This window comes from Nocardioides zeae, assembly GCF_030818655.1.
GTDB classification, from domain to species: Bacteria; Actinomycetota; Actinomycetes; order Propionibacteriales; family Nocardioidaceae; genus Nocardioides; species Nocardioides zeae_A.
Genome location: NZ_JAUTAN010000001.1, coordinates 1,573,580 through 1,593,380, shown reverse-complemented (window position 1 = coordinate 1,593,380; position 19,801 = coordinate 1,573,580). Strand labels below are relative to the sequence as shown.

Below are 19,801 nucleotides of genomic sequence, written 5' to 3'. Positions count from 1 at the left end.
CGACATTCACCAGCGCTGCACCCGAGGAGCCGAGGAACGCGTGACCGACCCCCTGTTCGACACCGCACCGGCGGTGACGCCCACCGTCCCCGTGGGCGACCTGGGACCGACGGGTCGCCCGATGCCGTCCTTCCCGGAGCCGCCGCCCGTGACCCACCACGGCGGGGCGCGCGTCGTGGCGATGTGCAACCAGAAGGGTGGCGTCGGCAAGACGACGACGGCGATCAACCTGGGCGCGGCGCTCGCCGAGCTGGGGCGCACGGTGCTGCTCGTCGACTTCGACCCGCAGGGGTCGCTCTCGGTGGGCCTGGGGCTCAACCCCCACGAGATGGACCTGTCGGTCTACAACCTGCTCATGGAGCCCGACGTCACCATCGACGACGTCGTGGTCGAGACCGGCGTGCCGGGGATGGACCTGCTGCCCTCCAACATCGACCTGTCGGCCGCCGAGGTGCAGCTCGTGCACGAGGTGGCCCGCGAGCAGACGCTCTCGCGCGTGCTGGCGCCGGCGGTGGAGCGCTACGACGTCATCATCATCGACTGCCAGCCCTCCCTCGGCCTGCTGACCGTCAACGCGCTCACCGCGGCCGACGGCGTGATCGTGCCGCTGGAGTGCGAGTACTTCGCGCTCCGCGGCGTCGCCCTGCTCAAGACGACGATCGACAAGGTGGCGCAGCGGCTCAACCCGCGCCTCGTCATCGACGGCGTGCTCGGCACGATGTACGACGGCCGCACCCTCCACGGCCGCGAGGTCATGGAGCGGCTCGTGCAGGCCTGGGGGGACACCGTCTTCCACACGGTCATCCGCCGCACGGTGAAGTTCTCCGACTCGACGGTCGCGGGCGAGCCGATCACCAGCTACGCCTCGAAGTCGACCGGTGCCGACTCCTACCGCCAGCTCGCCCGGGAGGTGCTCGCCCGGTGGCCCGGCGCGTGAGCCTGCCGTCGGCGGACGACCTGTTCCGGCCGACGACCGAGCCCGCGCCCCAGCCCGTACCGGGGCCCGCGCCCGCGCCCGCCCCGGCCGCACCGCCGGCGGAGGCCGCCCCGCGCCGTACGAGCGGGCGGGTGAAGCACGACGAGAAGATGACCGTCTACGTGACGTCGGCCGAGCTGCTCGAGCTGGAGTCCGCCCGGCTGCGCCTGCGCGCCGAGCTGGGGACGGCGGTGGACCGGGGACGGCTCGTGCGCGAGGCCGTCGCGCTGGCGCTCGCGGACCTCGACGAGAACGGCGCGGACTCCGCCATCGCGCGCCGACTGAGCGGCGAGGGATGACCGCGCCGGCACCCGAGGCCGTCGCCGGCGGGTCGGCGTTCGCCGTGCGGCTCGACAACTTCGAGGGGCCGTTCGACCTGCTCCTCACCCTCATCTCCAAGCACAAGCTCGACGTCACCGAGGTCGCGCTCTCGCAGGTCACCGACGAGTTCATCGCCCACGTCAAGGCCGGGGGACCGGTGTGGGACCTCGAGCAGACCACGTCCTTCCTGCTCGTCGCCTCCACCCTGCTCGACCTCAAGGCCGCGCGGTTGCTGCCGTCGGCCGAGGTGGAGGACGAGGAGGACCTCGCCCTCCTCGAGGCGCGGGACCTGCTGTTCGCGCGGCTGCTGCAGTACAAGGCCTACCGCCAGGTCGCCGGCGTGCTGGAGCGGCGCCTCGCGGACGAGACCCGGCGGCACCCGCGCGCGGTCGGTCTCGACGAGCGCTTCGCGACGCTGCTGCCCGAGGTGCTGATCGGGATCGGGCTGGAGGAGTTCGCCCGGCTCGCCGCGGCGGCGATGGCACCGAAGGTCGCGCCGGAGGTGTCGCTGACCCACATCCACGCGCCCGCCGTGAGCGTGCGCGAGCAGGCAGCGCTCGTCGTGACGGTGCTGCGGCGCCAGGGCACGGCGACGTTCCGCACGCTGGTGGCCGACGCCCCCGACCGGCTCACGACGGTCGCCCGCTTCCTCGCCCTGCTGGAGCTGTTCCGCGAGGGGCTCGTCGCCTTCGACCAGGTGGTCGCGCTCGGCGAGCTCAGCGTGCGGTGGACGGGCGAGGACGTCGGTGTCGACGGCGACGCCGCGGACGTCCTCGACGGGGTGGACGAGTTCGACGGCGCGCCGGCGGCCCCGGCGAACGGTCGGGAGGAGGGCGCGTGAGCGACACCGAGGGACCGGACCCCGAGACCCCCGCCGAGACCCCCGCCGAGACCCCCGCCGAGACACCCGCGGCGGTGCCCGCGGCCGAGCTGCGGCCCAGCCTCGAGGCCCTCCTCATGGTGGCCGACCAGCCGCTGCCCGCGGTCGTCCTGGCCTCCGCCGTCGGGCGGGGCACGGCCGAGGTGGAGGCGGCGCTGCGCGCCCTGGAGGCGGAGTACGCCGCCGACGGCCGCGGCTTCGAGCTGCGGAACGTCGCGGGCGGCTGGCGCTACTACACGCGCGAGGCCCACGCGGCGGTCGTGGAGCGCTTCGTGCTCGAGGGGCAGTCGTCGCGCCTGACGCAGGCCGCCCTCGAGACGCTGGCGATCGTCGCCTACCAGCAGCCGGTGTCGCGAGCGCGCATCTCGGCGGTGCGGGGCGTCAACGTGGACGGCGTCATGCGCACCCTGCTCGCCCGCGGACTGGTGGCGGAGTCGGGCCAGGACCCGGTGACCGGCGCCCACCTCTACCGCACGACGTCCTACTTCCTGGAGCGCATCGGCATCACGAGCCTCGAGGACCTGCCCGAGCTGGCGCCCTACCTGCCCGGGCTCGACGAGATGGAGGAACCCCCGGCATGACGATCGAGACCGACGACGAGGGCCTCATCCGCCTGCAGAAGCTGCTCGCGCAGTCGGGCGTGGCCTCGCGCCGCAAGTGCGAGGAGCTGATGCTGGACGGTCTCGTCACCGTCGACGGCGAGGTCGTCACGCGCCTGGGCACCAAGGTCGACCCGCGCACGGCGGTGATCCGCGTCGACGGTCAGCGGCTGCCGCCGATCTCGCCCCACGTCTACCTCGTGCTCAACAAGCCCCTGGGCGTGGTGTCGACGATGAGCGACCCCGAGGGCCGGCGGAACCTGGGCGACCTCGTGGCCGACCGACCCGAGCGGCTCTTCCACGTCGGACGGCTCGACACGGACACCTCGGGACTCATCCTGCTGACGAACGACGGCGACTTCGCGCACCGCATGGCGCACCCGTCGTTCGAGGTGGACAAGACGTACGTCGCCGAGGTCGAGGGCCAGGTGGGCCGCGAGACCCTGCAGGAGCTGCGCGACGGTGTCACCCTGGACGACGGTCCGGTGACGGTCCGGTCCGTGAAGATCGTCGAGAAGGGCGCGGGCGGGGCGACGGGTCGCACCATCGTCGAGCTCGTCATCCACGAGGGCCGCAACCGGATCGTGCGTCGCCTCCTGCAGCACGTCGGCCACCCGGTGCGACGGCTGACCCGCACGAAGATCGGCCCCGTCGAGCTGCGCGGGCTGCGGGGCGGCGGGCTGCGGGACCTCACGCGCGAGGAGCTCGGCGCGCTCCTCGACCGCGCCCAGCTCTGAGGCGGGCCCGGCCGCGGCGTACGGCGCCGCTATCCTCGCCCGGTGCCCGATGAGCCCGCCGGTCGAGAGCCGCACCCCAGCGCCCCCCGGGCCGGAGCCCCGACCACGGGCCCGGTCCTCGTCGTCGGCGTCGGCCTGATCGGGACGTCCGTGGCCCTCGGCCTCGCCGCGGCCGGCCACGACGTGCTGCTGCGGGACCGCGTCCCGGAGAACGTCCGCACGGCCTCCGGGCTCGGCGCGGGACGAGCGGCGACCGAGGCCGACGACGCGGAGGTCGCGCTCGTCGTGGTGGCCGTGCCCCCGGACCTCGTCGGCAGCGTCGTCTCCGAGGCCCTGCTGCGGCACCCGCGCGCGGTGGTCACCGACGTCGGCTCGGTCAAGGAGGCGCCGCTGCGCGAGGTCCTCGCGGGGCCGGCCGGTGCGCACGCGGAGCGGTACGTCGGCTCGCACCCCATGGCGGGCAGCGAGCGCTCGGGCCCGCTGGCCGCCTCGGCCTCGCTGTTCGAGGGACGGCCCTGGGCCGTCACGCCGCACCCCCGGTCCGAGCCGGACGCGGTCGAGCTCGTCGAGTCCGTCGTGCGGCTGTGCGGGGCGACCCCCGTGTGGCTGACGCCCGAGGAGCACGACCGCGCGGTCGCGCGGACGTCGCACGTGCCGCACCTGGCGTCGGGGCTCGTCGCCGGGCTGCTCGACGGTGCGCCCGAGCAGCACCTGACGCTCTCGGGTCAGGGGCTGCGCGACGTGACGCGCATCGCGGCCGGTGCGCCGGGGCTCTACGGACAGATCGTCGCGGGCAACGCGGAGGCCGTCGTCGAGCTCCTCGGCGAGATGCGCCAGCAGCTCGACGTGCTCATCGCCACCGTCGCCTCCGGCGACCGGGCCGGTCTCGAGGAGATCCTGCAGCGGGGCGTGCGGGGCACGCGGGCGATCCCGGCCAAGCACGGCGGGCCGCCGCGCCCGATGCGCTCGGTGTGGGTCTCGGTGCCCGACCACCAGGGCGAGCTCGCGCGCCTCTTCGGCGACGCCGTGGCCAGCGGCGTCAACATCGAGGACATCCGGATCGACCACGACCCGGGCCGCCCCGTCGGCCTCGTGGAGCTCGTGGTCGAGGAGGTCCGCGCGGAGCACCTGCTGACGTCGCTGGAGGAGCGGGGCTGGGTCACGCACCGGTAGGGTGCTCGCCCGTGAGCACTCCGACCACGCCGACCTCCGCCCGCCCCGACAGCGCTCCCGCGACCCTCGTGATCGCGGTCGACGGCACCTCGGGCTCGGGCAAGTCGAGCACCTGCCGGGGCGTCGCCGACCGGCTCGACCTGGCCTACCTCGACACCGGTGCGCAGTTCCGCGCCGTCACCTGGTGGATGCTGCGGGCCGGGGTGGACGTGCACGACGCCGAGGCCGTGGCCGCCCGCGCCGACGAGCCGCAGCTCGTCTCGGGCACGGACCCGCTCGCCCCGACCATCGTGGTCGACGGGGAGGACGTCTCCGGTCCGATCCGCTCCGACGAGGTCAACGCCGCCGTCAGCCCGGTCGCCGTCGTCCCCGCCGTGCGGGCGCGCCTGCTGGAGCTGCAGCGCGGCATCATCGCGGCGACCCTCGCCGAGGGTCGCGGCATCGTCGTCGAGGGCCGGGACATCGGCTCGGTCGTGTGGCCGGACGCCCCGGTGAAGGTGTACCTGACCGCCGACCCCGCCGCCCGGGCCGCCCGGCGCGCGGCCGAGGAGGGCGGCTCGGACGTCGCGGCGACCGAGCAGTCGCTGCTCGCCCGCGACGCGATCGACTCGGGCCGCACCACGGCCCCGCTCGTGCGGGCCGACGGGGCGGTCGAGATCGACACGACGCCGTACACCCTGGAGCAGGTCGTCACGCAGGTGGCGGCCCTCGCCGCGGACGCGCGTGCCGGGGTGGTCGAGGCACGGTCGTGACGCCGGGCACCTCCTCGCCCGTCCCCCTGCCGTCGCGCTGGTTGCTCCACGGCGGTCGGCCGACGTCGCGGTTCCTCATCCGGCGGCGCTTCGCCGTGCGGGTCCACCACGCGGGGAACGTGCCGCGGCGGGGCGGCGTCCTGCTCGCGGCCAACCACATCGGCGTCGCCGACGGCCCGCTGCTGGCGATCTTCAGCCCGCGTCCGGTGCATGCCCTGACGAAGGCGGAGATGTTCACCGGTCCGCTCGGCGCCTTCCTCCGGACCTGTGGACAGGTCCCGCTCGACCGTTTCCGCGTCGACCGCGCCGCGATCCGCACCTGCCTGCGCGTGCTGGAGCGCGGCGGGGCGGTGGGCATCTTCCCCGAGGGACGCCGGGGGCCGGGCGACCTGTCGCGGTTCCACCGCGGGGCCGCGTACCTGGCCCTCGTGGCCGGTGTCCCCGTCGTTCCGGTCGCGATCCTGGGGTCGCGGGAGCCCGGCGGACGGAGCAGCGACCTGCCGCGACGTGGTGGAACGGTCGATCTCTACTACGGTGAGCCCCTGCGGCTGCCGCAGCAGCCGTGGCCCCGCACCCGGGAACAGGTGGAGGAGGCCTCGTTGTTGCTGCGACGCCACATGTTGAGCACGATCGACGCCGCGCGTGCGGCGACCGGGCGCGAGCTGCCCGGTCCGCTGGCGCCCGACGACCTCGACGAGGACCCGTACACGGGGCTCGTCCACCTCGAACCAGGAGCACCATGACCGAGCACGACGACCAGCCCGCCCTCCCCGACGACGCCTCCGGGCTCGAGGGGTCCGCGGGGTTCGAGCACGACGGTCCCGTCGCCCCCGTGCCGGTCCTGGCGATCGTCGGCCGCCCCAACGTGGGCAAGTCGACCCTGGTCAACCGCATCATCGGCCGCCGCGAGGCCGTCGTCGAGGACCGGCCGGGCGTCACGCGCGACCGGGTGTCCTACGACGCGGAGTGGAACGGGCGCGCCTTCACCGTGGTCGACACCGGCGGGTGGGACCCCGACGCCCGCGGCCTGGCCGAGCGCATCCGCGAGCAGGCAGAGATCGCGGTGTCGCTGGCCGACGCCGTGCTCTTCGTCGTCGACGCCACGGTCGGCATCACCGACGCCGACGAGGCCGTGGTGCGGGTGCTGCGCCGGGCGGAGAAGCCCGTCGTGCTCGCCGCCAACAAGGTCGACGACCAGCGCACCGAGACCGAGACCTACGGCCTGTGGAACCTCGGCCTCGGCGAGCCCCACCCCGTCTCCGCGATCCACGGCCGCGGATCGGGCGACCTGCTCGACGCCGTGCTCGAGGTGCTCCCCGAGCCGCCGCCGGTGCAGCCCACCGAGGTGGGCGGGCCGCGCCGCATCGCGATCGTCGGCAAGCCGAACGTCGGCAAGTCGTCGCTCCTCAACAAGCTCGCCGGCGAGAACCGCGTCGTCGTGGACGACGCCTCCGGCACGACGGTCGACCCCGTCGACGAGCTCATCGACTTCGGCGGCCGGGCCTGGCGCTTCATCGACACCGCCGGCATCCGCAAGCGGGTCAAGGAGGCGTCGGGGCACGAGTACTACGCCTCCCTGCGCACCACCACCGCCATCGACCGGGCCGAGGTCGCGGTGCTCGTCATCGACGGCGGCCAGTCGATCTCGGAGCAGGACCTGCGGATCGTGCAGACGGTCCGCGAGGCCGGCCGCGCGCTCGTCATCGCCTTCAACAAGTGGGACCTGGTCGACGAGGAGCGTCGCTACTACCTGGAGCGCGAGATCGAGCGCGAGCTCGTCCAGGTGCAGTGGGCGCCGCGGATCAACGTCACGGCACGCACCGGTTGGCACATCGACCGGCTGGTCCCGGCGCTCGACCGGGCGCTGGAGGGCTGGGAGACGCGCGTCGGCACCGGTGCGCTCAACTCGTTCCTGGGGCGTCTCGTCGCCGAGCACCCGCACCCGGTCCGGGGCGGCAAGCAGCCCAAGGTCCTGTTCGGCACGCAGCCGTCGACCGCGCCCCCGACCTTCATCCTCTTCACGTCGGGCAAGCTCGACGCGTCGTACGAGCGCTACATCGAGCGTCGCCTGCGCGAGGAGTACGGGTTCGTCGGGACGCCGATCGTGATCCAGCAGCGCGTGCGGGAGAAGCGCAAGCGCTGATCGGTCCCCACGGCTCCGCCCCGGTTCTGCCCGGGGCGGAGCCGTTCTGCTGCCCGCAGCACCGGCTCGTCGGGGAAGGCCCTGCCCCGCAGGCTCGGACCATGAGCGACGACCGACCGCCCCTGCTGGGCAGACGCACCGCCGAGGAGCTCCTCGCGCAGCGCGTGCTGCTCCTCGACCGACCCCTCGACGACGAGAACGGCAGCCAGCTGTGCGCGCAGCTCGTGCTGCTCGCCGACGAGGACCCGACCACCGACATCAGCCTGTGGATCCACTCGCCGGGCGGCTCCGTGCCGGCCATGCTGGCCATCCGCGACACGATGCGGCTCCTGCCCACCGACGTGGCGACCGTGGCGCTGGGGATGGCCTACAGCGCCGGGCAGTTCCTGCTGTGCAGCGGCACGCGGGGCAAGCGCTTCGTGATGCCGCACGCCAAGGTGCTGATGCACCAGGGCTCCGCCGGCATCGGGGGCTACGCGCCCGACATCGAGCTGCAGGCCGAGGACCTGCGCTCGGTGCGCGACACGGTGCTCGCGATCATCGCCGAGGAGACCGGGCAGCCGCTCGAGCGCGTCTTCTCGGACTCCCTCCGCGACCGGGTCTACACGGCCGAGGAAGCCGTCGCCTACGGGTTCGCCGACGCGGTGGTGAGCGACCTCGCGCAGCTGCGCCCCGGCGTACGCCGCTCGATCGGCGTCACCGCGCGGGCGGGGGTCCGGGGTGCGGGGGTCCGGGGTGCGGGGGCCTCCGCGGGGTCTGCGCGATGAGCGGCTACGTGATCCCGAACGTCGTCAACCGCACGCCGCGGGGCGACCGGGTGACGGACGTCTACAGCCGGCTGCTCGAGGAGCGGATCGTCTACCTCGGGACCGAGCTCGACGACGGCGTGGCGAACGCGCTGATCGCGCAGGTGCTGCACCTCGAGGCCGAGAACCCGGAGCTCCCCGTCAACCTCTACATCAACTCGACGGGCGGCTCGCCTGCTGCGGTGCTGGCGGTCTACGACACGCTGCGGTTCGTGCGCGCGCCGGTGGCGACGACGTGCGTCGGGCAGGCCTTCTCCTCCACGGCCCTGCTGCTGGCGGCGGGCGACCCGGGACAGCGGGCGGTGCTCCCGCACGCGCGGGTGCTGCTCCACCAGCCGGCCGGGCAGGGCCGGGGGACGATCCCCGACCTCATCCTCGCGGCCGACGAGATCCTCGCCGTGCGGGCGGAGCTCGAGGAGGCGCTGTCGCTGCACACGGGGCAGGACGTCGCGACCCTGCGGCGCGACACCGACCGCGACCGGATCCTGCGGGCCGACGAGGTGGTCGCCTACGGCCTGGCCGACACGGTGATCCGGTCGGACGTGCCGGTCTGAGGCCCGTTCCTGCCGCCCATCCGGGTCGTGGTGCGAGGCCTGCGGAATCCGGCGGGCTGGCACCACGACCCGGGGAACGGGGGGTCAGGCGACGAGGGCCAGGGGGGCGTGGGCCCGGGCGTCCGTGCCCGTCGCCGGCCCGCCGACCGGCCGGGGCGCGGCGACGGGCAGCGGGCGGGGGCCGGTGGGGGCGGGGGCCGCGAGGTGCCGGAGGTCGCGGGCCACCTCGGCCGCCAGGTCGAGCAGCGTGAGGTCGAGGGCGCCGGCGACGGCGGCGAGGATCTCCGAGGAGGGGTCCTTGCGCCCGCGCTCGACCTCGGAGAGGTACTGCGTCGACACCCCGGCCCGCTCCGCCGTCTCGGTGAGCCGCTCCCCGCGCTCGTGGCGGTGGCGGCGCAGGACGCGGCCGGTCAGCTCACGCCACAGGGGCTCGGGGCGGGTGGGCGCGGTGGGCGCTGTGGGCGCGGGGGAGGTGGGGAGGGTGGTCGCACGGGTGAGCTGGCCCATGCCGCGATGCTAGGCCCGGGAGGTCGTGCGGGTGCTCCCGTTCTGCTCTGGGCGGAACGGGCGGTGGGTCTCGGGTGGGGTGTTCGATGGGTCTCGGGTGGGCTCTTCGGGGGTGTTCGAGGGTGGGGACACCGGCTTGCGCGAGTCGAACAAATGTTCGATCATCGAGAGGTGTCCGTTCCCGCTCTCGCCCCCGCCTCGGCGCCCGGTTCGGCCGACGACGTCGTGGCCCGGCTGCGGCAGAAGGTCGCGGCCCTCGAGGGCGGGCCCGCGCGGCTGACCGTGCCCACCCACGCGTCGCTGGGCGGCCTGGTGCAGCTGCGGGCGGGGGCGGTCTACGGGGTGGACTCGGCGCGGCTGGCGCTGCTCCTGATGGCCGGTGCGTCCGCGGCGGGAGAGTGGACGGCGGTCGTCGGCTGGCCCGACCTCGGCGTGGAGGCGGCCGTCGAGCTCGGGGTCGAGCCGTCCCGCACCGTGCTCGTCCCCGACCCCGCCGACCTGTGGCTGGAGGCGACCGCGGCGCTCGTCGACGTGGTGCGGCTCGTGGTGCTGCGACCCCGCACACGGGTGGACGCGCGGGCGGCGAGCGTCGTCGAGGCGCGCCTCCGCAAGCGCTCCGCCGTGCTCGTGGTGTGGGGCGACTGGCCACGCTGCGAGGCGCGGCTCGAGGTCGAGGAGAGCCGGTGGTCCGGGCTCGACCACGGCGACGGTCGGCTGCGGGAGCGGCAGATGCGTGTCGCCGTACGACGCGGAGCGGCCCCGCCGCGCCACGGCGAGCTGCAGCTGGGGAGGGCGGGATGAGCGGCTCGGGCCGGGTGCTCGTCGTCTGGTGCCCGGACTGGTCGGTGGTCGCGGCGCTCACGGAGGAGGGGCTCTCGACCGCCGTGCCCGCCGCGGTGCTGGGCCGCAACGTCGTCGAGGTCTGCAACGACGCGGCGCGCGCGGAGGGCGTGCGCCGGGGGATGCGACGACGCGACGCCCAGGCGCGGTGCCCCGAGCTGGTGCTGCTCGACGCCGACCCCGACCGCGACGCGCGCGCCTTCGAGACGGTGCTCGGGGTGGTCGAGCGGCTGCGGCCCGGGGTCGCGCCGCTGCGACCCGGGTTGATGGCGGTGCGGGCGCCGGCGAGGTTCGGGGGCGGGGAGGCGCACGCGGCGGCGCTCTACGCGGAGATGCTGGTCGAGGCCGGCGTGTGGGACGTGCGGATCGGCATCGCCGACGACGTGTTCACCGCGGAGCAGGCGGCCCGTCGGGCGGGGGTGCAGGCCCACGAGGTGGTGGCGGCCGGTGGTTCCCCGGCCTACCTGCGGGGGCTCGCGGTCGACGCCCTCCTCGCCGACCCGGAGGCGGACGAGCTCGTCTCGCTGCTCCACCGGCTCGGCCTGCGCACGCTGGGCGAGCTCGCCGAGCTGGCCCCCGGTGACGTGTCGCGGCGCTTCGGTGCCTACGGGCTGCAGGTGCACCGACGGGTCCGCGGGGAGACGGCCGGCCCGCTCGCCGCGCGCACCCCGCCGCCCGAGCTGGCGTGCGAGGTCGCCTTCGAGCCGCCGCTCGACTCCGTGGAGGCGATCTGCTTCAGCGTCCGCACGACCGCGGAGCGGTTCGTGGCCGGGCTCGCCGAACGCCAGCTCGTCGGCACGGCGGTGCGCGTCGAGGCGTCCTGCGCCGGCCCGCGTGGCGAGGACGTCGTCGTCTCGTCGCGGGAGTGGCTGCACCCCCGCCACTTCTCGGCCCGTGACCTGGTCGACCGGGTGCACTGGCAGCTCCAGGGCCAGGCGCAGGGATCGGTGCGCAGCCGCCGTGCCGTGGTGGCGGTGACCGAGCCGGTCACCCGCGTGCGCTTCGTGCCGGCGACCGCCGAGCCGGCCGCCGCCCATGCGGAGGGCCTGTGGGGCGGTGGTGCCTCCGAGCTCGTCGAGCGGGGGATGGCGCGGGTGCAGGCGTTGCTGGGGTACGACGCGGTCCGGGTCCCCGTCGCCCAGGGAGGCCGCACGCCCGCGGCGCGGCAGACCTCCGTGCCGTGGGGCGAGCGGACCCGGGTGGTGCGCTCGCCGCAGCAGCCGTGGCCCGGGCAGATCCCCGGTCCGGCACCCGCCCGGGTCTTCGCCGAGCCCCTGCCCGGCGAGCTGATCGACCATGCCGGGCTGCCCGTCGAGGTCGACGAGCGGGGATGGGTGAGCGCCGAGCCGGCGACCGTGCGGGTGCCCGACGTGGGCTGGCTGCCGGTCGACGCCTGGGCCGGCCCGTGGCCCATGGACGAGGCGTGGTGGGAGGAGGCCGGCTCCCCGCTGCGCCGTGCCGCCCGGTTCCAGGTCGTCGGCGTGGACGGCCGGGCGTGGCTCCTGGCCTGCGTCGACGGCGGGTGGTGGATCGAGGCGGGCTACGACTGAGGCCCGGGCTGCTCCGTCTGGGTGGTCGGCTCGATCGGCTCGATCGGCTGGCGCAGGATCGTGCGCAGGCGCTCGGGTGCGGTCTTCCGGGCGTCCGACAGGTAGATCTCGTGGTGCGCACCCCGCGGTCGGTAGCCGTGCTGCGGCATGAACTCGTCGTGCATCTGCGCGATGGTCGGGCCCTCGGCGTCGTAGGGACCGACGTGGAGCGTCTGGACCGCGAGACCCTCGGTGACGGTGGTGAAGGTGACCCGGTCGCCCTCCGCCAGGTCCCGCCTGCTCCGGGCGCGCTCGATGCCGGCGGTGACGAGGTCGTCCGTCACCCACGCGGGCTGGGCCATCATCATCTGCCAGTGCCACGCGTCCTTGTCGCGAGCCGAGAAGACCCGCAGGTCGTCGGCCCACCACAGCCCCTCGAGCGGGGCGACGGTGTGCTTGCGGCCCAGCTCCGCCATCGCGACCGCCCGCACGCCGTACGACGACGCGTAGAGCGCCTCGACCACGTCCGCGTAGAGCCGTGACGTGTTGGGATCGCCCTCGCCCACGGCCGCGAGGAACGCGATCGCCGGCACGTCGACGACCTCGATCCTCGTCGTCGCGCGGTAGGGCAGCCGGGGGTCCTTCTTGAGGTCGTGGTTGTCCATCGGTGTGCGTCCCCCTGTGTCTCCGGTGCTTGTGCTCCGGTGTCAGCCGCGCTCGGTGATGCGGGCGCGCCAGTCGGCCCAGGTGGGGAGGCGGGAGGACTTTCGCAGGGCGGCGAGCAGCGGCGCGTCTGCGCCCTCGGGTGGGAGCGTGAGGGCGGAACGGCCGCCGGTCGCGCCGGTCGCGCCGGTCGCGCCGGTGTCGATCGGCCACGGCAGCCGCAGGGTCGGATCGAAGGCGTGGACCAGGCGGTCCTTCTCCGGCCGACGCCCCCGCGGGCCGAGGTGCGTGAGCACGCTGTCGTCGACGAGGGCCGTGAACCCGTGGGCGAGGCCCGGTCCGACGTAGAGCCCGGCCAGGGGCGCCGATTCGGTGGTGTCGGGGGTAGCCGTGCCCGGCTCGCCGGGAGCAGTCGAGAGGCGTACCTCCCGGTGCCGACCGAACGACGGCGACCCCACGCGCACGTCCACGACGAGCACGAGCACCTCGCCGCGACTGCAGGTCAGGTACGCCCAGTCCGCCGGCCCCGGCAGCGGCGAGAACCGCAGCCCGTGGACCACGCCGAGCATGCCCTGCACGTGGTGGATGTGCCCCACGTCGAGCGAGTGGCCGACGGCCGCCTCGAGGTCGGCCGGGATGAGCGCCGTCGTGTCCGACGTCGCCTCGAGCGGCAGCTCCCAGAGCCCGGGAAGGGCCTCGCGCGCAGTCACGCGCCCAGGCTAGTCGTCGAGCGAGGCGTGCTGCTCTCACTCGCGGCGGGTGAAGCGGAGCTTGCCGGTGCCGAGTCGTTCGACGAGGTAGAGCGGGTCGTGGATCTGGTGGTGGTGCTGGTCGCAGAGGAGGCAGCCGTCTCTGGTGTTGGTGTGGCCGCCGGCTGACCAGGCGGTGAGGTGGTGGGCGTGGCACTGGTGGGGTGGTCTCGTGCAGCCCTCGGCGACGCAGCCCTTGTCCCTGACAGCCATCGCGGTGCGCATGGCCTTGGTGTGGAAGCGGGCGGTGCGGCCGAGGTCGAGGACCTCGCTCCTCGTGCCGAGGACCGCGGGGACGAGCCCGGCGTCGCAGGCGAGGCGTCTTGCTTCGGCGGCGCTGATCTGGCCGCCGGTGTCGAGGGACGCTGTCGCCAACCCACCGAGGAGTGACTCGAGGGTCATCGTGACGACGACGGTCGCGCCCGTGCCGCCGGCGTTGGGGAGGTCCTTCTGGTCGAGCATCTCGAGCACCTGTTGGAAGGCGTGTCCGTAGCGCTCGGGTGTCGACCGGTCCCGTTGGAAGCGTCGCTCGGGGTCGTCGGCGGTGTTGAGGTGCTGCGGGGCGGCGTAGGCGTCGAGGGCTTTGCGGAGCATCGCGCCGTGGAGCTCGGGGATCACGAACCGGCCCCACACGCGACCGAGGCCGTCGGAGACCATGCTGAGCCGCGAGGTGCCACGGGCCTCTCGCTCCTCGCGCTCCAGCAATGCCGCCTCGTGGGCCTCGCCCACCTCGGGAGCGATCACGGTGAGGATCCTCTTCCCCAGCGCTCGCAGGGCCCGGGCGTCGTGGTCGGCCGCGAAGCCCACCATCGCCTCCTCGGCCTGCAGCCGCAGCTCGGCCGGCAAGCCCTGGGGGAGCGCGTCGAGGGCCTTGACGATGACGTCGGCCTGCTCGGTATCCACCGCACCGGTCTCACACGCCGGCGCGAGGTGAGCCCGGTAGCGGCTCGTGTCGCCGGTGATCGCCTCACCGATCCGCGCGAACCGGTAGGCGTCCCGCCGGGTACTCGCCGTGGCGTTCGCAAGCCACACCGCTGCGGTCGAGGCGCCGTTGCTCCGGTGAAGCTCGATCTCCTCGACATGCTGCACCAGCACGGCCACCAGCGCGGAGGCCCGCGCAACCAGCCGATGGGCGTCGATCAGCGCGATGCCGGTCTGCGGTGCGCTCAACCAGCCGAGGCCCGTACGCCCGTCGGCAGCGAGCACGTCCGTCGCCGTCCGGATCGCCTCCAGCAACGGGTGCCCCACGTCGACACCCGGCACCGTCCATCCGGGCTCCGATTCCCTCGGGGACTCAGACGCGTCGTACCGCTCCTCGTCGCTCGCGACGATCCGGCAACCCAGCGTCGCCTCGACCGGCCACTCACCCGTGGCGAAGGCATGCTCCAACCAGTCCGGCTCCGGCGCATCGACCAAGAACTCGGCAGGGGGTTCCGGCACCGGTGGCCCGAAGCCACCGGCGTCCCCAGAAGAGCTGACCCCCGTCATGGCGACCACTCAACCCGAGCCCACCGACAGTTCTGAGGAGGGGCGGGAGCGACGCCGTACGGCTGTGGACAAGAAACTACGACCCGAACACATGTTCGATAAAGTGGCGGCATGGGATGGAACAACCCGGCGGTGCCGTGGAGCGAGCTGGAGCGGCGGCTCTCGGCGCGCCCCGGTGCCGACGACGCGCCGATCTCGCGTCGACGGCGCCGCCGTCCGGAGGCCGTCGCGGTGGAGGCGCCGGTGGGTGCGGTGCCCTACGCGGAGCTGCACTGCCACAGCCACTACAGCTTCCTCGACGGGGCGAGCTCGCCGGAGGAGCTGGTCGTCGAGGCGGCTCGGCTCGGGCTCCACGGGATCGCGCTGACCGACCACGACGGGTTCTACGGGGCTCCGATGCTGGCCGAGGCAGCCGCGGCGGTGGAGGGTGGCGCCCTGCGGACGGTGTACGGCGCGGAGCTGTCCCTCGGGTTGAGCGGTCCGCAGAACGGGGCGGCCGATCCGGAGGGCGCCCACCTGCTGGTGCTGGCCCGCGGGGTGGAGGGCTACCACCGTCTGGCGGCCGCCATGACGGACGCCCACCTGCGTGGCGACGAGAAGGGACGCCCGGTCTACGACCTCGACGAGCTCGCGGAGCGGGGGCGGGACCACTGGATGGTGCTGACCGGTTGCCGCAAGGGCACGGTGCGCACCGCCCTCGCCGCTGGCGGGCCTCGCGCCGCGAGGGCGGAGGTCGACCTGTTGGTCGAACGGTTCGGTGCGGACAACGTCACCGTGGAGCTGTCCCACCACGGGCGCCCGTCCGACCGCGAGACCAACGACCTGCTGGCCGCCGTCGCCGCCGCGGTCGGTCTCCCGGTCGTGGCCACCAACAACGTCCACCACGCGACCCCGGCGGGGCACCGGCTCGCGGGGACGATGGCGGCGGTGCGAGCACGACGCAGCCTGGGCGACATGGACGGCTGGCTCCCGGCGGGTCCGGCGGCCTACCTGCGCAGCGGGGCCGAGATGATGCGGCTGCTGGGGCGGTACGACGGGGCGGTCGCCCGCAGCGTGACCCTCGCCGACGAGCTGGGCTTCGACCTCCAGAAGGCGAAGCCTCGACTGCCGACCCGCGGCATCCCGGCCGGGCACACGGCGGCGAGCTGGCTGCGGGAGCTGGTGGACCAGGGGTTCGCCCGGCGGTACGCGGGTCGCGACGTCGAGCACGAGGCGCGGGAACGCATCGAGCGGGAGCTGGGCGTCATCGAGGACAAGGGCTTCAGCGGCTACTTCGTGATCGTCCACGACATCGTCGCGTTCGCGCGGGATCAGGAGATCCTCTGCCAGGGGCGGGGGAGTGCCGCCAGCTCGGCGGTCTGCTACGCGCTGGGGATCACGGCGGTGGACGCGGTGTTCTACCGGCTGCCCTTCGAGCGGTTCATCTCCGTGCACCGCGACGAGGAGCCCGACATCGACGTCGACTTCGACTCCGACCGTCGCGAGGAGGTGATCCAGTGGGTCTACGAGACCTACGGGCGGCACAACGCGGCGCAGGTCGCCAACGTCATCACCTACCGACCGCGGATGGCGGTCCGTGACGCCGCGAAGGCGCTGGGGCACTCCACGGGCCAGCAGGACGCCTGGAGCAAGCAGGTCGACGGCTGGGGCCGGGAGGTGGACCGCAGCCTCGACATCCCCACCGCCGTGGTCGACCTGGCCGAGCAGCTCGTCGGCGCTCCCCGCCACCTGGGCATCCACTCGGGCGGCATGGTGCTCACCGAGCAGCCCATCGGCGAGGTGGTGCCGATCGAGCGGGCACGGATGGACAAGCGCACCGTCATCCAGTGGGACAAGGACGCCGCGGAGACGATGGGCCTGGTGAAGTTCGACCTGCTCGGCCTCGGCATGCTGGGCGCGCTCGACCACATGATGCGTCTCGTGCACGAGCACACCGGGGTGCGCTGGCGCCTCGACACCGTGCCGCGCGAGGAGCCCGAGGTCTACGACATGTTGTGCCGCGCCGACTCGATCGGGGTGTTCCAGGTCGAGAGCCGGGCACAGATCGGCACGCTCCCGCGGTTGCAGCCCCGCTGCTTCTACGACCTGGCGATCGAGATCGCCCTCATCCGCCCCGGGCCGATCCAGGGCGGGGCCGTCCACCCCTACGTGCGACGGGCGACGGGCAAGGAGCCGGTGTCGTTCGACCACCCCGACCTCGAGCCCGTGCTCGAGCGCACGCTGGGCGTGCCCCTGTTCCAGGAGCAGCTGATGGCGATGGCGGTCGCGATCGGTGACTGCAGCCACGACGACGCCGACCTGCTGCGCCGCGCGATGGGGTCGAAGCGCGGCGTGGAGCGCATCGAGTCCGTGAAGGGGAAGCTCTACGCGGGGATGGAGCGCCGGGGCATCACGGGCCGCAAGGCCGACGCGATCTACGCCCAGATCCTCTCGTTCGCGAACTTCGGCTTCGCCGAGTCCCACGCGCTCAGCTTCGCGCTGCTGGTCTACCACTCGTCGTGGTTCAAGCTCCACCACCCGGCGGCGTTCCTCGCGGGACTCCTGCGCAACCAGCCGATGGGGTTCTACTCGCCGCAGTCCCTCGTCGCCGACGCCCGGCGCCACGGGGTCAAGGTGCTCCGGCCCGACGTGCTGCGGTCGTCCGCGCAGGCCGACCTCGAGCGGCTCGCCCCCGACGCGGAGGTGCCGACGACGGCCTTCCCCGAACAGGTCGAGCACCGCCTCGACGGTGACTTCGCCGTGCGCCTCGGCCTCGACGAGGTGAAGGGCATCGGGCTCGACGTGGCGCGACGGATCGTCGCGGAGCGACGGGCGGCGCCGTACCGGGACGTCACCGATCTCTCGCGACGCGTCGACCTCACGACGACGCAGCTCGAGGCCCTGGCGACGGCGGGTGCGCTGAGCGGGTTCGGGCTGAGTCGACGCGAGGCGCTGTGGGCGTCGGGGTACGCCGAGAGCGGCGACCACCTGCCCGGCACGACACCCGCGCCGGCCGCGCCGGTGCTGCCGGGCATGACCGAGGTGGAGGAGACGCTCGCCGACCTCTGGGCCACGCGCATCTCACCGGAACGGCACCCGGTCGAGCACCTGCGGGAGCTGCTGCGCGACGCGGGGGTGCGGGCGGTCACCGACCTCACCGGACCAGTCGAGACGGGCGGCGTGGAGCACGGACGGCGCGTGCACGTAGCGGGGTTGATCACCCACCGGCAGCGTCCGGGCACGGCGCAGGGCATCACGTTCCTCAACCTGGAGGACGAGACGGGGATGCTCAACGTCGTGTGCTCGGTGGGCGTGTTCACCCGCCACCGGCACGCGGCCCGCAACCGGGTGGCCGTGGTGATCCGGGGCGTGGTGGAGCGCAACGACGGGGTCACCAACCTCGTCGCCGACCGCATCGAGGCGATCGACGTCGTCGTGCCCGGGGCGGGCCAGGTGCTCCAGGCCCGGGCCCGCTCCCGGGACTTCCGATGAGATGCGCCCCGGCCAGCCCGGCCAGCCCGGCCAGCCCGGCCAGCTCGGGCGCGGCCTCAGAGCAGGTCGACCACGAGGAGGGCGCCACCGATCAGCGGCGGGGTCAGCTGGACGAGTGCGGCACGGGCCTTCGCCGGCGAGCTCAGCACCAGCACCAGCCCGGCGGCCACCATCGATGCGGCCCCGAACAGCACGAGCGTCAGTCCGACCGTGCGCTCGTCGAGCGCCACCAGCACGGTCCCGACCCCGATCCCGACGGCGAGGAACAGGTTGTAGAAGCCCTGGTTGAACGCCATCTCGGCGGTCTGCTCCGCCTGCTCCGGCGTGGTGCCGAAGACCTGGCGGGCGCGGGACCGCCACCACACCGACTCCAGCAGGAAGATGTAGACGTGGATGAGTGCTGCCACACCCGTCAGTGCCAGCCCTGCCACCAGCATGCCGATCTCCCTCCCGCCAGCGGCGCGCTGCCCCCGGGCGTCGCATCAAACCGCAGACGCTCCCGCTGGGTCCAGCGCGCCGGGGCCGCGGAGGTCGCCCGTGGCGGCTCAGCCGCCGGTGCGGACGACCATCTTGCCGACGTTCCCGCCGCTCATCATCGAGCGGAACGCCTCGACGGCGTTCTCGATGCCGTCCACCACGGTCTCGTCGTGGGTGATCCGTCCGTCCGCGAACCATCCCGCCATCCGCTCGCCGAACTCGCCGGAGAGGTGGCCCCAGTCGCCGAGCGTGAAGCCCTTGAGGGTCAGGCCCTGCGTGATGATCCGGAACATGTTGCGCGGACCGGGCACGGGCTCCGCGGCGTTGTAGCCGACGATCGCGCCGCACAGCGCTGCGCGTCCGCCCCGGTTCATGGCCCCGAGGGCAGCCTCGAGGTGGTCACCGCCGACGTTGTCGAAGTAGAGGTCGATCCCGTCGGGCGCAGCCGTGGCGAGCTGCTCGGCCACCGGCCCCGCCTTGTAGTCGATGGCCGCGTCGTAGCCGTAGCGCTCCGTCAGCAGACCGCCCTTCTCGGGGCCGCCCGCGGACCCGATCACGCGTCCGGCGCCGAGCAGCCGGGCGAGCTGGCCCGCCGTGCTGCCGACTGCCCCGGCGGCGCCGGAGACGAAGACGGTGTCGCCCTCGCGGATCCCGGCGATGGCGGTGAGGCCGACGTAGGCGGTCAGTCCCGTCATCCCGAGGACGCCGAGGTGCACCGACAGCGACGTGCCCGGCACCTCCGTGACCGGGCGGAACGAGGCGGCGGGCCCCTGGGCGACGTCGCGCCAGCCGAGGTCGTGCCCCACGGCGGTGCCGACCGGGAGGTCGTCCGACTGCGAGGCGACGACCCGGCCGACCGCGCCGCCCGTCATGGTCTCGCCGAGCACGAACGGGGGGATGTAGCTCTTGCCCTCGTTCATCCGCCCCCGCATGTAGGGGTCGACGGAGATGAACTCGTTGGCCACGCGCACCTCGCCGTCGCCCGGCGGTGGCAGCTCGACCTCGACCGTGCGGAAGTCGGCGTCGTCGGGCCAGCCCTGGGGGCGGCGGACGAGCTGCACCTGGGTGCTGCGGGCGGTCGTGGACGTGGCGTCGGTCATCGGTTCCCTTCCTCGAGCGAGACCGGCAGGCCCGAT

The 19,801-nt window shown here is 74.1% G+C and carries 20 protein-coding genes; 14 read left to right on the top strand and 6 right to left on the bottom strand.

What is annotated here, in order from left to right; all coding sequences use genetic code 11:
• Window positions 1–40 precede the first annotated feature (40 nt).
• The 11 genes from QE405_RS07635 to QE405_RS07585 all read left to right on the top strand — a co-directional run bounded on the left by QE405_RS07635 (window position 41) and on the right by QE405_RS07585 (window position 8,941).
• A complete protein-coding gene (locus QE405_RS07635; protein WP_444939681.1) occupies window positions 41–937 on the top strand; it encodes a ParA family protein in 897 nt (298 codons plus the stop codon).
• A complete protein-coding gene (locus QE405_RS07630) occupies window positions 922–1,275 on the top strand; it encodes a hypothetical protein (RefSeq protein WP_307199604.1) in 354 nt (117 codons plus the stop codon). The genes QE405_RS07635 and QE405_RS07630 overlap by 16 nt, the downstream gene beginning before the upstream one ends.
• Window positions 1,272–2,138, top strand: coding sequence for a segregation and condensation protein A (locus tag QE405_RS07625; RefSeq protein WP_307199603.1), 867 nt, complete (start codon window positions 1,272–1,274; stop codon window positions 2,136–2,138). The genes QE405_RS07630 and QE405_RS07625 overlap by 4 nt, the downstream gene beginning before the upstream one ends.
• Window positions 2,135–2,758: an SMC-Scp complex subunit ScpB gene (scpB, locus tag QE405_RS07620; protein WP_307199602.1), complete on the top strand. Its 624-nt coding sequence runs from the start codon at window positions 2,135–2,137 to the stop codon at window positions 2,756–2,758. Before QE405_RS07625 ends, scpB begins: the two co-directional genes overlap by 4 nt.
• Window positions 2,755–3,513 carry a pseudouridine synthase gene (locus QE405_RS07615; protein WP_307199601.1) on the top strand — a complete coding sequence of 253 codons (759 nt, stop codon included), beginning with the start codon at window positions 2,755–2,757 and terminating at the stop codon, window positions 3,511–3,513. The genes scpB and QE405_RS07615 overlap by 4 nt, the downstream gene beginning before the upstream one ends.
• A gap of 42 nt (window positions 3,514–3,555) precedes the next feature.
• Complete coding sequence (locus QE405_RS07610; RefSeq protein WP_307199600.1) at window positions 3,556–4,686, top strand: prephenate dehydrogenase; 1,131 nt, start codon at window positions 3,556–3,558, stop codon at window positions 4,684–4,686.
• A gap of 11 nt (window positions 4,687–4,697) precedes the next feature.
• Window positions 4,698–5,438, top strand: coding sequence for a (d)CMP kinase (gene cmk / locus QE405_RS07605; RefSeq protein ID WP_307199599.1), 741 nt, complete (start codon window positions 4,698–4,700; stop codon window positions 5,436–5,438).
• Window positions 5,435–6,181, top strand: a complete 747-nt coding sequence (locus QE405_RS07600; protein WP_307199598.1) for a lysophospholipid acyltransferase family protein — start codon at window positions 5,435–5,437, stop codon at window positions 6,179–6,181. The genes cmk and QE405_RS07600 overlap by 4 nt, the downstream gene beginning before the upstream one ends.
• The gene (gene der, locus QE405_RS07595; protein WP_307199597.1) at window positions 6,178–7,581 is read left to right on the top strand and encodes a ribosome biogenesis GTPase Der; all 1,404 of its coding nucleotides are present in this window, start codon (window positions 6,178–6,180) and stop codon (window positions 7,579–7,581) included. The genes QE405_RS07600 and der overlap by 4 nt, the downstream gene beginning before the upstream one ends.
• Window positions 7,582–7,682: 101 nt before the next feature.
• Window positions 7,683–8,348 (top strand): ClpP family protease, encoded by a 666-nt coding sequence (locus QE405_RS07590; protein WP_307199596.1) that lies wholly within the window; start codon window positions 7,683–7,685, stop codon window positions 8,346–8,348.
• Window positions 8,345–8,941, top strand: a complete 597-nt coding sequence (locus QE405_RS07585; protein WP_307199595.1) for a ClpP family protease — start codon at window positions 8,345–8,347, stop codon at window positions 8,939–8,941. Before QE405_RS07590 ends, QE405_RS07585 begins: the two co-directional genes overlap by 4 nt.
• 84 nt (window positions 8,942–9,025) lie before the next feature.
• Here the strand turns inward: QE405_RS07585 and QE405_RS07580 are convergent, their stop codons facing one another.
• Entirely contained in the window at window positions 9,026–9,448 is a 423-nt protein-coding gene (locus QE405_RS07580) for a helix-turn-helix domain-containing protein (RefSeq protein ID WP_307199594.1), read from the bottom strand.
• A 171-nt stretch (window positions 9,449–9,619) separates the two neighbouring features.
• Here QE405_RS07580 and QE405_RS07575 point away from each other — a divergent pair, with 171 nt between their 5' ends.
• Together QE405_RS07575 and QE405_RS07570 are read left to right on the top strand one after the other, a co-directional pair.
• On the top strand, window positions 9,620–10,249 hold the full coding sequence (locus tag QE405_RS07575) for a hypothetical protein (RefSeq protein ID WP_307199593.1): 630 nt from the start codon (window positions 9,620–9,622) through the stop codon (window positions 10,247–10,249).
• Window positions 10,246–11,838: a DNA polymerase Y family protein gene (locus QE405_RS07570; RefSeq protein WP_307199592.1), complete on the top strand. Its 1,593-nt coding sequence runs from the start codon at window positions 10,246–10,248 to the stop codon at window positions 11,836–11,838. Before QE405_RS07575 ends, QE405_RS07570 begins: the two co-directional genes overlap by 4 nt.
• Here the strand turns inward: QE405_RS07570 and QE405_RS07565 are convergent.
• From QE405_RS07565 to QE405_RS07555, 3 genes are read right to left on the bottom strand one after another with little or no spacing between them, the layout of a single operon-like run.
• Window positions 11,829–12,482, bottom strand: coding sequence for a GyrI-like domain-containing protein (locus tag QE405_RS07565; protein ID WP_307199591.1), 654 nt, complete (start codon window positions 12,480–12,482; stop codon window positions 11,829–11,831). The two genes, QE405_RS07570 and QE405_RS07565, sit on opposite strands and share 10 nt — an antisense overlap.
• 42 nt (window positions 12,483–12,524) lie before the next feature.
• Window positions 12,525–13,190 (bottom strand): dTDP-4-dehydrorhamnose 3,5-epimerase family protein, encoded by a 666-nt coding sequence (locus tag QE405_RS07560; protein WP_307199590.1) that lies wholly within the window; start codon window positions 13,188–13,190, stop codon window positions 12,525–12,527.
• A 36-nt stretch (window positions 13,191–13,226) separates the two neighbouring features.
• Entirely contained in the window at window positions 13,227–14,717 is a 1,491-nt protein-coding gene (locus QE405_RS07555) for an HNH endonuclease signature motif containing protein (protein WP_307199589.1), read from the bottom strand.
• 111 nt (window positions 14,718–14,828) lie between these two features.
• On the opposite strand from QE405_RS07555, the gene QE405_RS07550 reads away from it, so the two are divergent.
• Window positions 14,829–18,188 carry an error-prone DNA polymerase gene (locus tag QE405_RS07550; protein WP_307199588.1) on the top strand — a complete coding sequence of 1,120 codons (3,360 nt, stop codon included), beginning with the start codon at window positions 14,829–14,831 and terminating at the stop codon, window positions 18,186–18,188.
• A 56-nt stretch (window positions 18,189–18,244) separates the two neighbouring features.
• Here the strand turns inward: QE405_RS07550 and QE405_RS07545 are convergent, their stop codons facing one another.
• Together QE405_RS07545 and QE405_RS07540 are read right to left on the bottom strand one after the other, a co-directional pair.
• The gene (locus QE405_RS07545) at window positions 18,245–18,625 is read right to left on the bottom strand and encodes a DUF1304 domain-containing protein (protein ID WP_307199587.1); all 381 of its coding nucleotides are present in this window, start codon (window positions 18,623–18,625) and stop codon (window positions 18,245–18,247) included.
• 108 nt (window positions 18,626–18,733) lie between these two features.
• Window positions 18,734–19,765, bottom strand: coding sequence for an NADP-dependent oxidoreductase (locus tag QE405_RS07540; RefSeq protein ID WP_307199586.1), 1,032 nt, complete (start codon window positions 19,763–19,765; stop codon window positions 18,734–18,736).
• Window positions 19,766–19,801: the final 36 nt, after the last annotated feature.

Excerpts from the sequence above, each read along its gene's own strand:
- QE405_RS07580 (WP_307199594.1), bottom strand. The coding sequence starts at position 9,448 with ATGGGCCAGCTCACCCGTGCGACCACCCTCCCCACCTCCCCCGCGCCC.
- QE405_RS07590 (WP_307199596.1), top strand. The coding sequence starts at position 7,683 with ATGAGCGACGACCGACCGCCCCTGCTGGGCAGACGCACCGCCGAGGAG.
- QE405_RS07550 (WP_307199588.1), top strand. The coding sequence starts at position 14,829 with ATGGGATGGAACAACCCGGCGGTGCCGTGGAGCGAGCTGGAGCGGCGG.
- der (WP_307199597.1), top strand. The coding sequence starts at position 6,178 with ATGACCGAGCACGACGACCAGCCCGCCCTCCCCGACGACGCCTCCGGG.
- QE405_RS07555 (WP_307199589.1), bottom strand. The coding sequence starts at position 14,717 with ATGACGGGGGTCAGCTCTTCTGGGGACGCCGGTGGCTTCGGGCCACCG.
- QE405_RS07565 (WP_307199591.1), bottom strand. The coding sequence starts at position 12,482 with ATGGACAACCACGACCTCAAGAAGGACCCCCGGCTGCCCTACCGCGCG.
- QE405_RS07545 (WP_307199587.1), bottom strand. The coding sequence starts at position 18,625 with ATGCTGGTGGCAGGGCTGGCACTGACGGGTGTGGCAGCACTCATCCAC.
- QE405_RS07585 (WP_307199595.1), top strand. The coding sequence starts at position 8,345 with ATGAGCGGCTACGTGATCCCGAACGTCGTCAACCGCACGCCGCGGGGC.
- QE405_RS07570 (WP_307199592.1), top strand. The coding sequence starts at position 10,246 with ATGAGCGGCTCGGGCCGGGTGCTCGTCGTCTGGTGCCCGGACTGGTCG.
- QE405_RS07615 (WP_307199601.1), top strand. The coding sequence starts at position 2,755 with ATGACGATCGAGACCGACGACGAGGGCCTCATCCGCCTGCAGAAGCTG.
- QE405_RS07540 (WP_307199586.1), bottom strand. The coding sequence starts at position 19,765 with ATGACCGACGCCACGTCCACGACCGCCCGCAGCACCCAGGTGCAGCTC.
- QE405_RS07625 (WP_307199603.1), top strand. The coding sequence starts at position 1,272 with ATGACCGCGCCGGCACCCGAGGCCGTCGCCGGCGGGTCGGCGTTCGCC.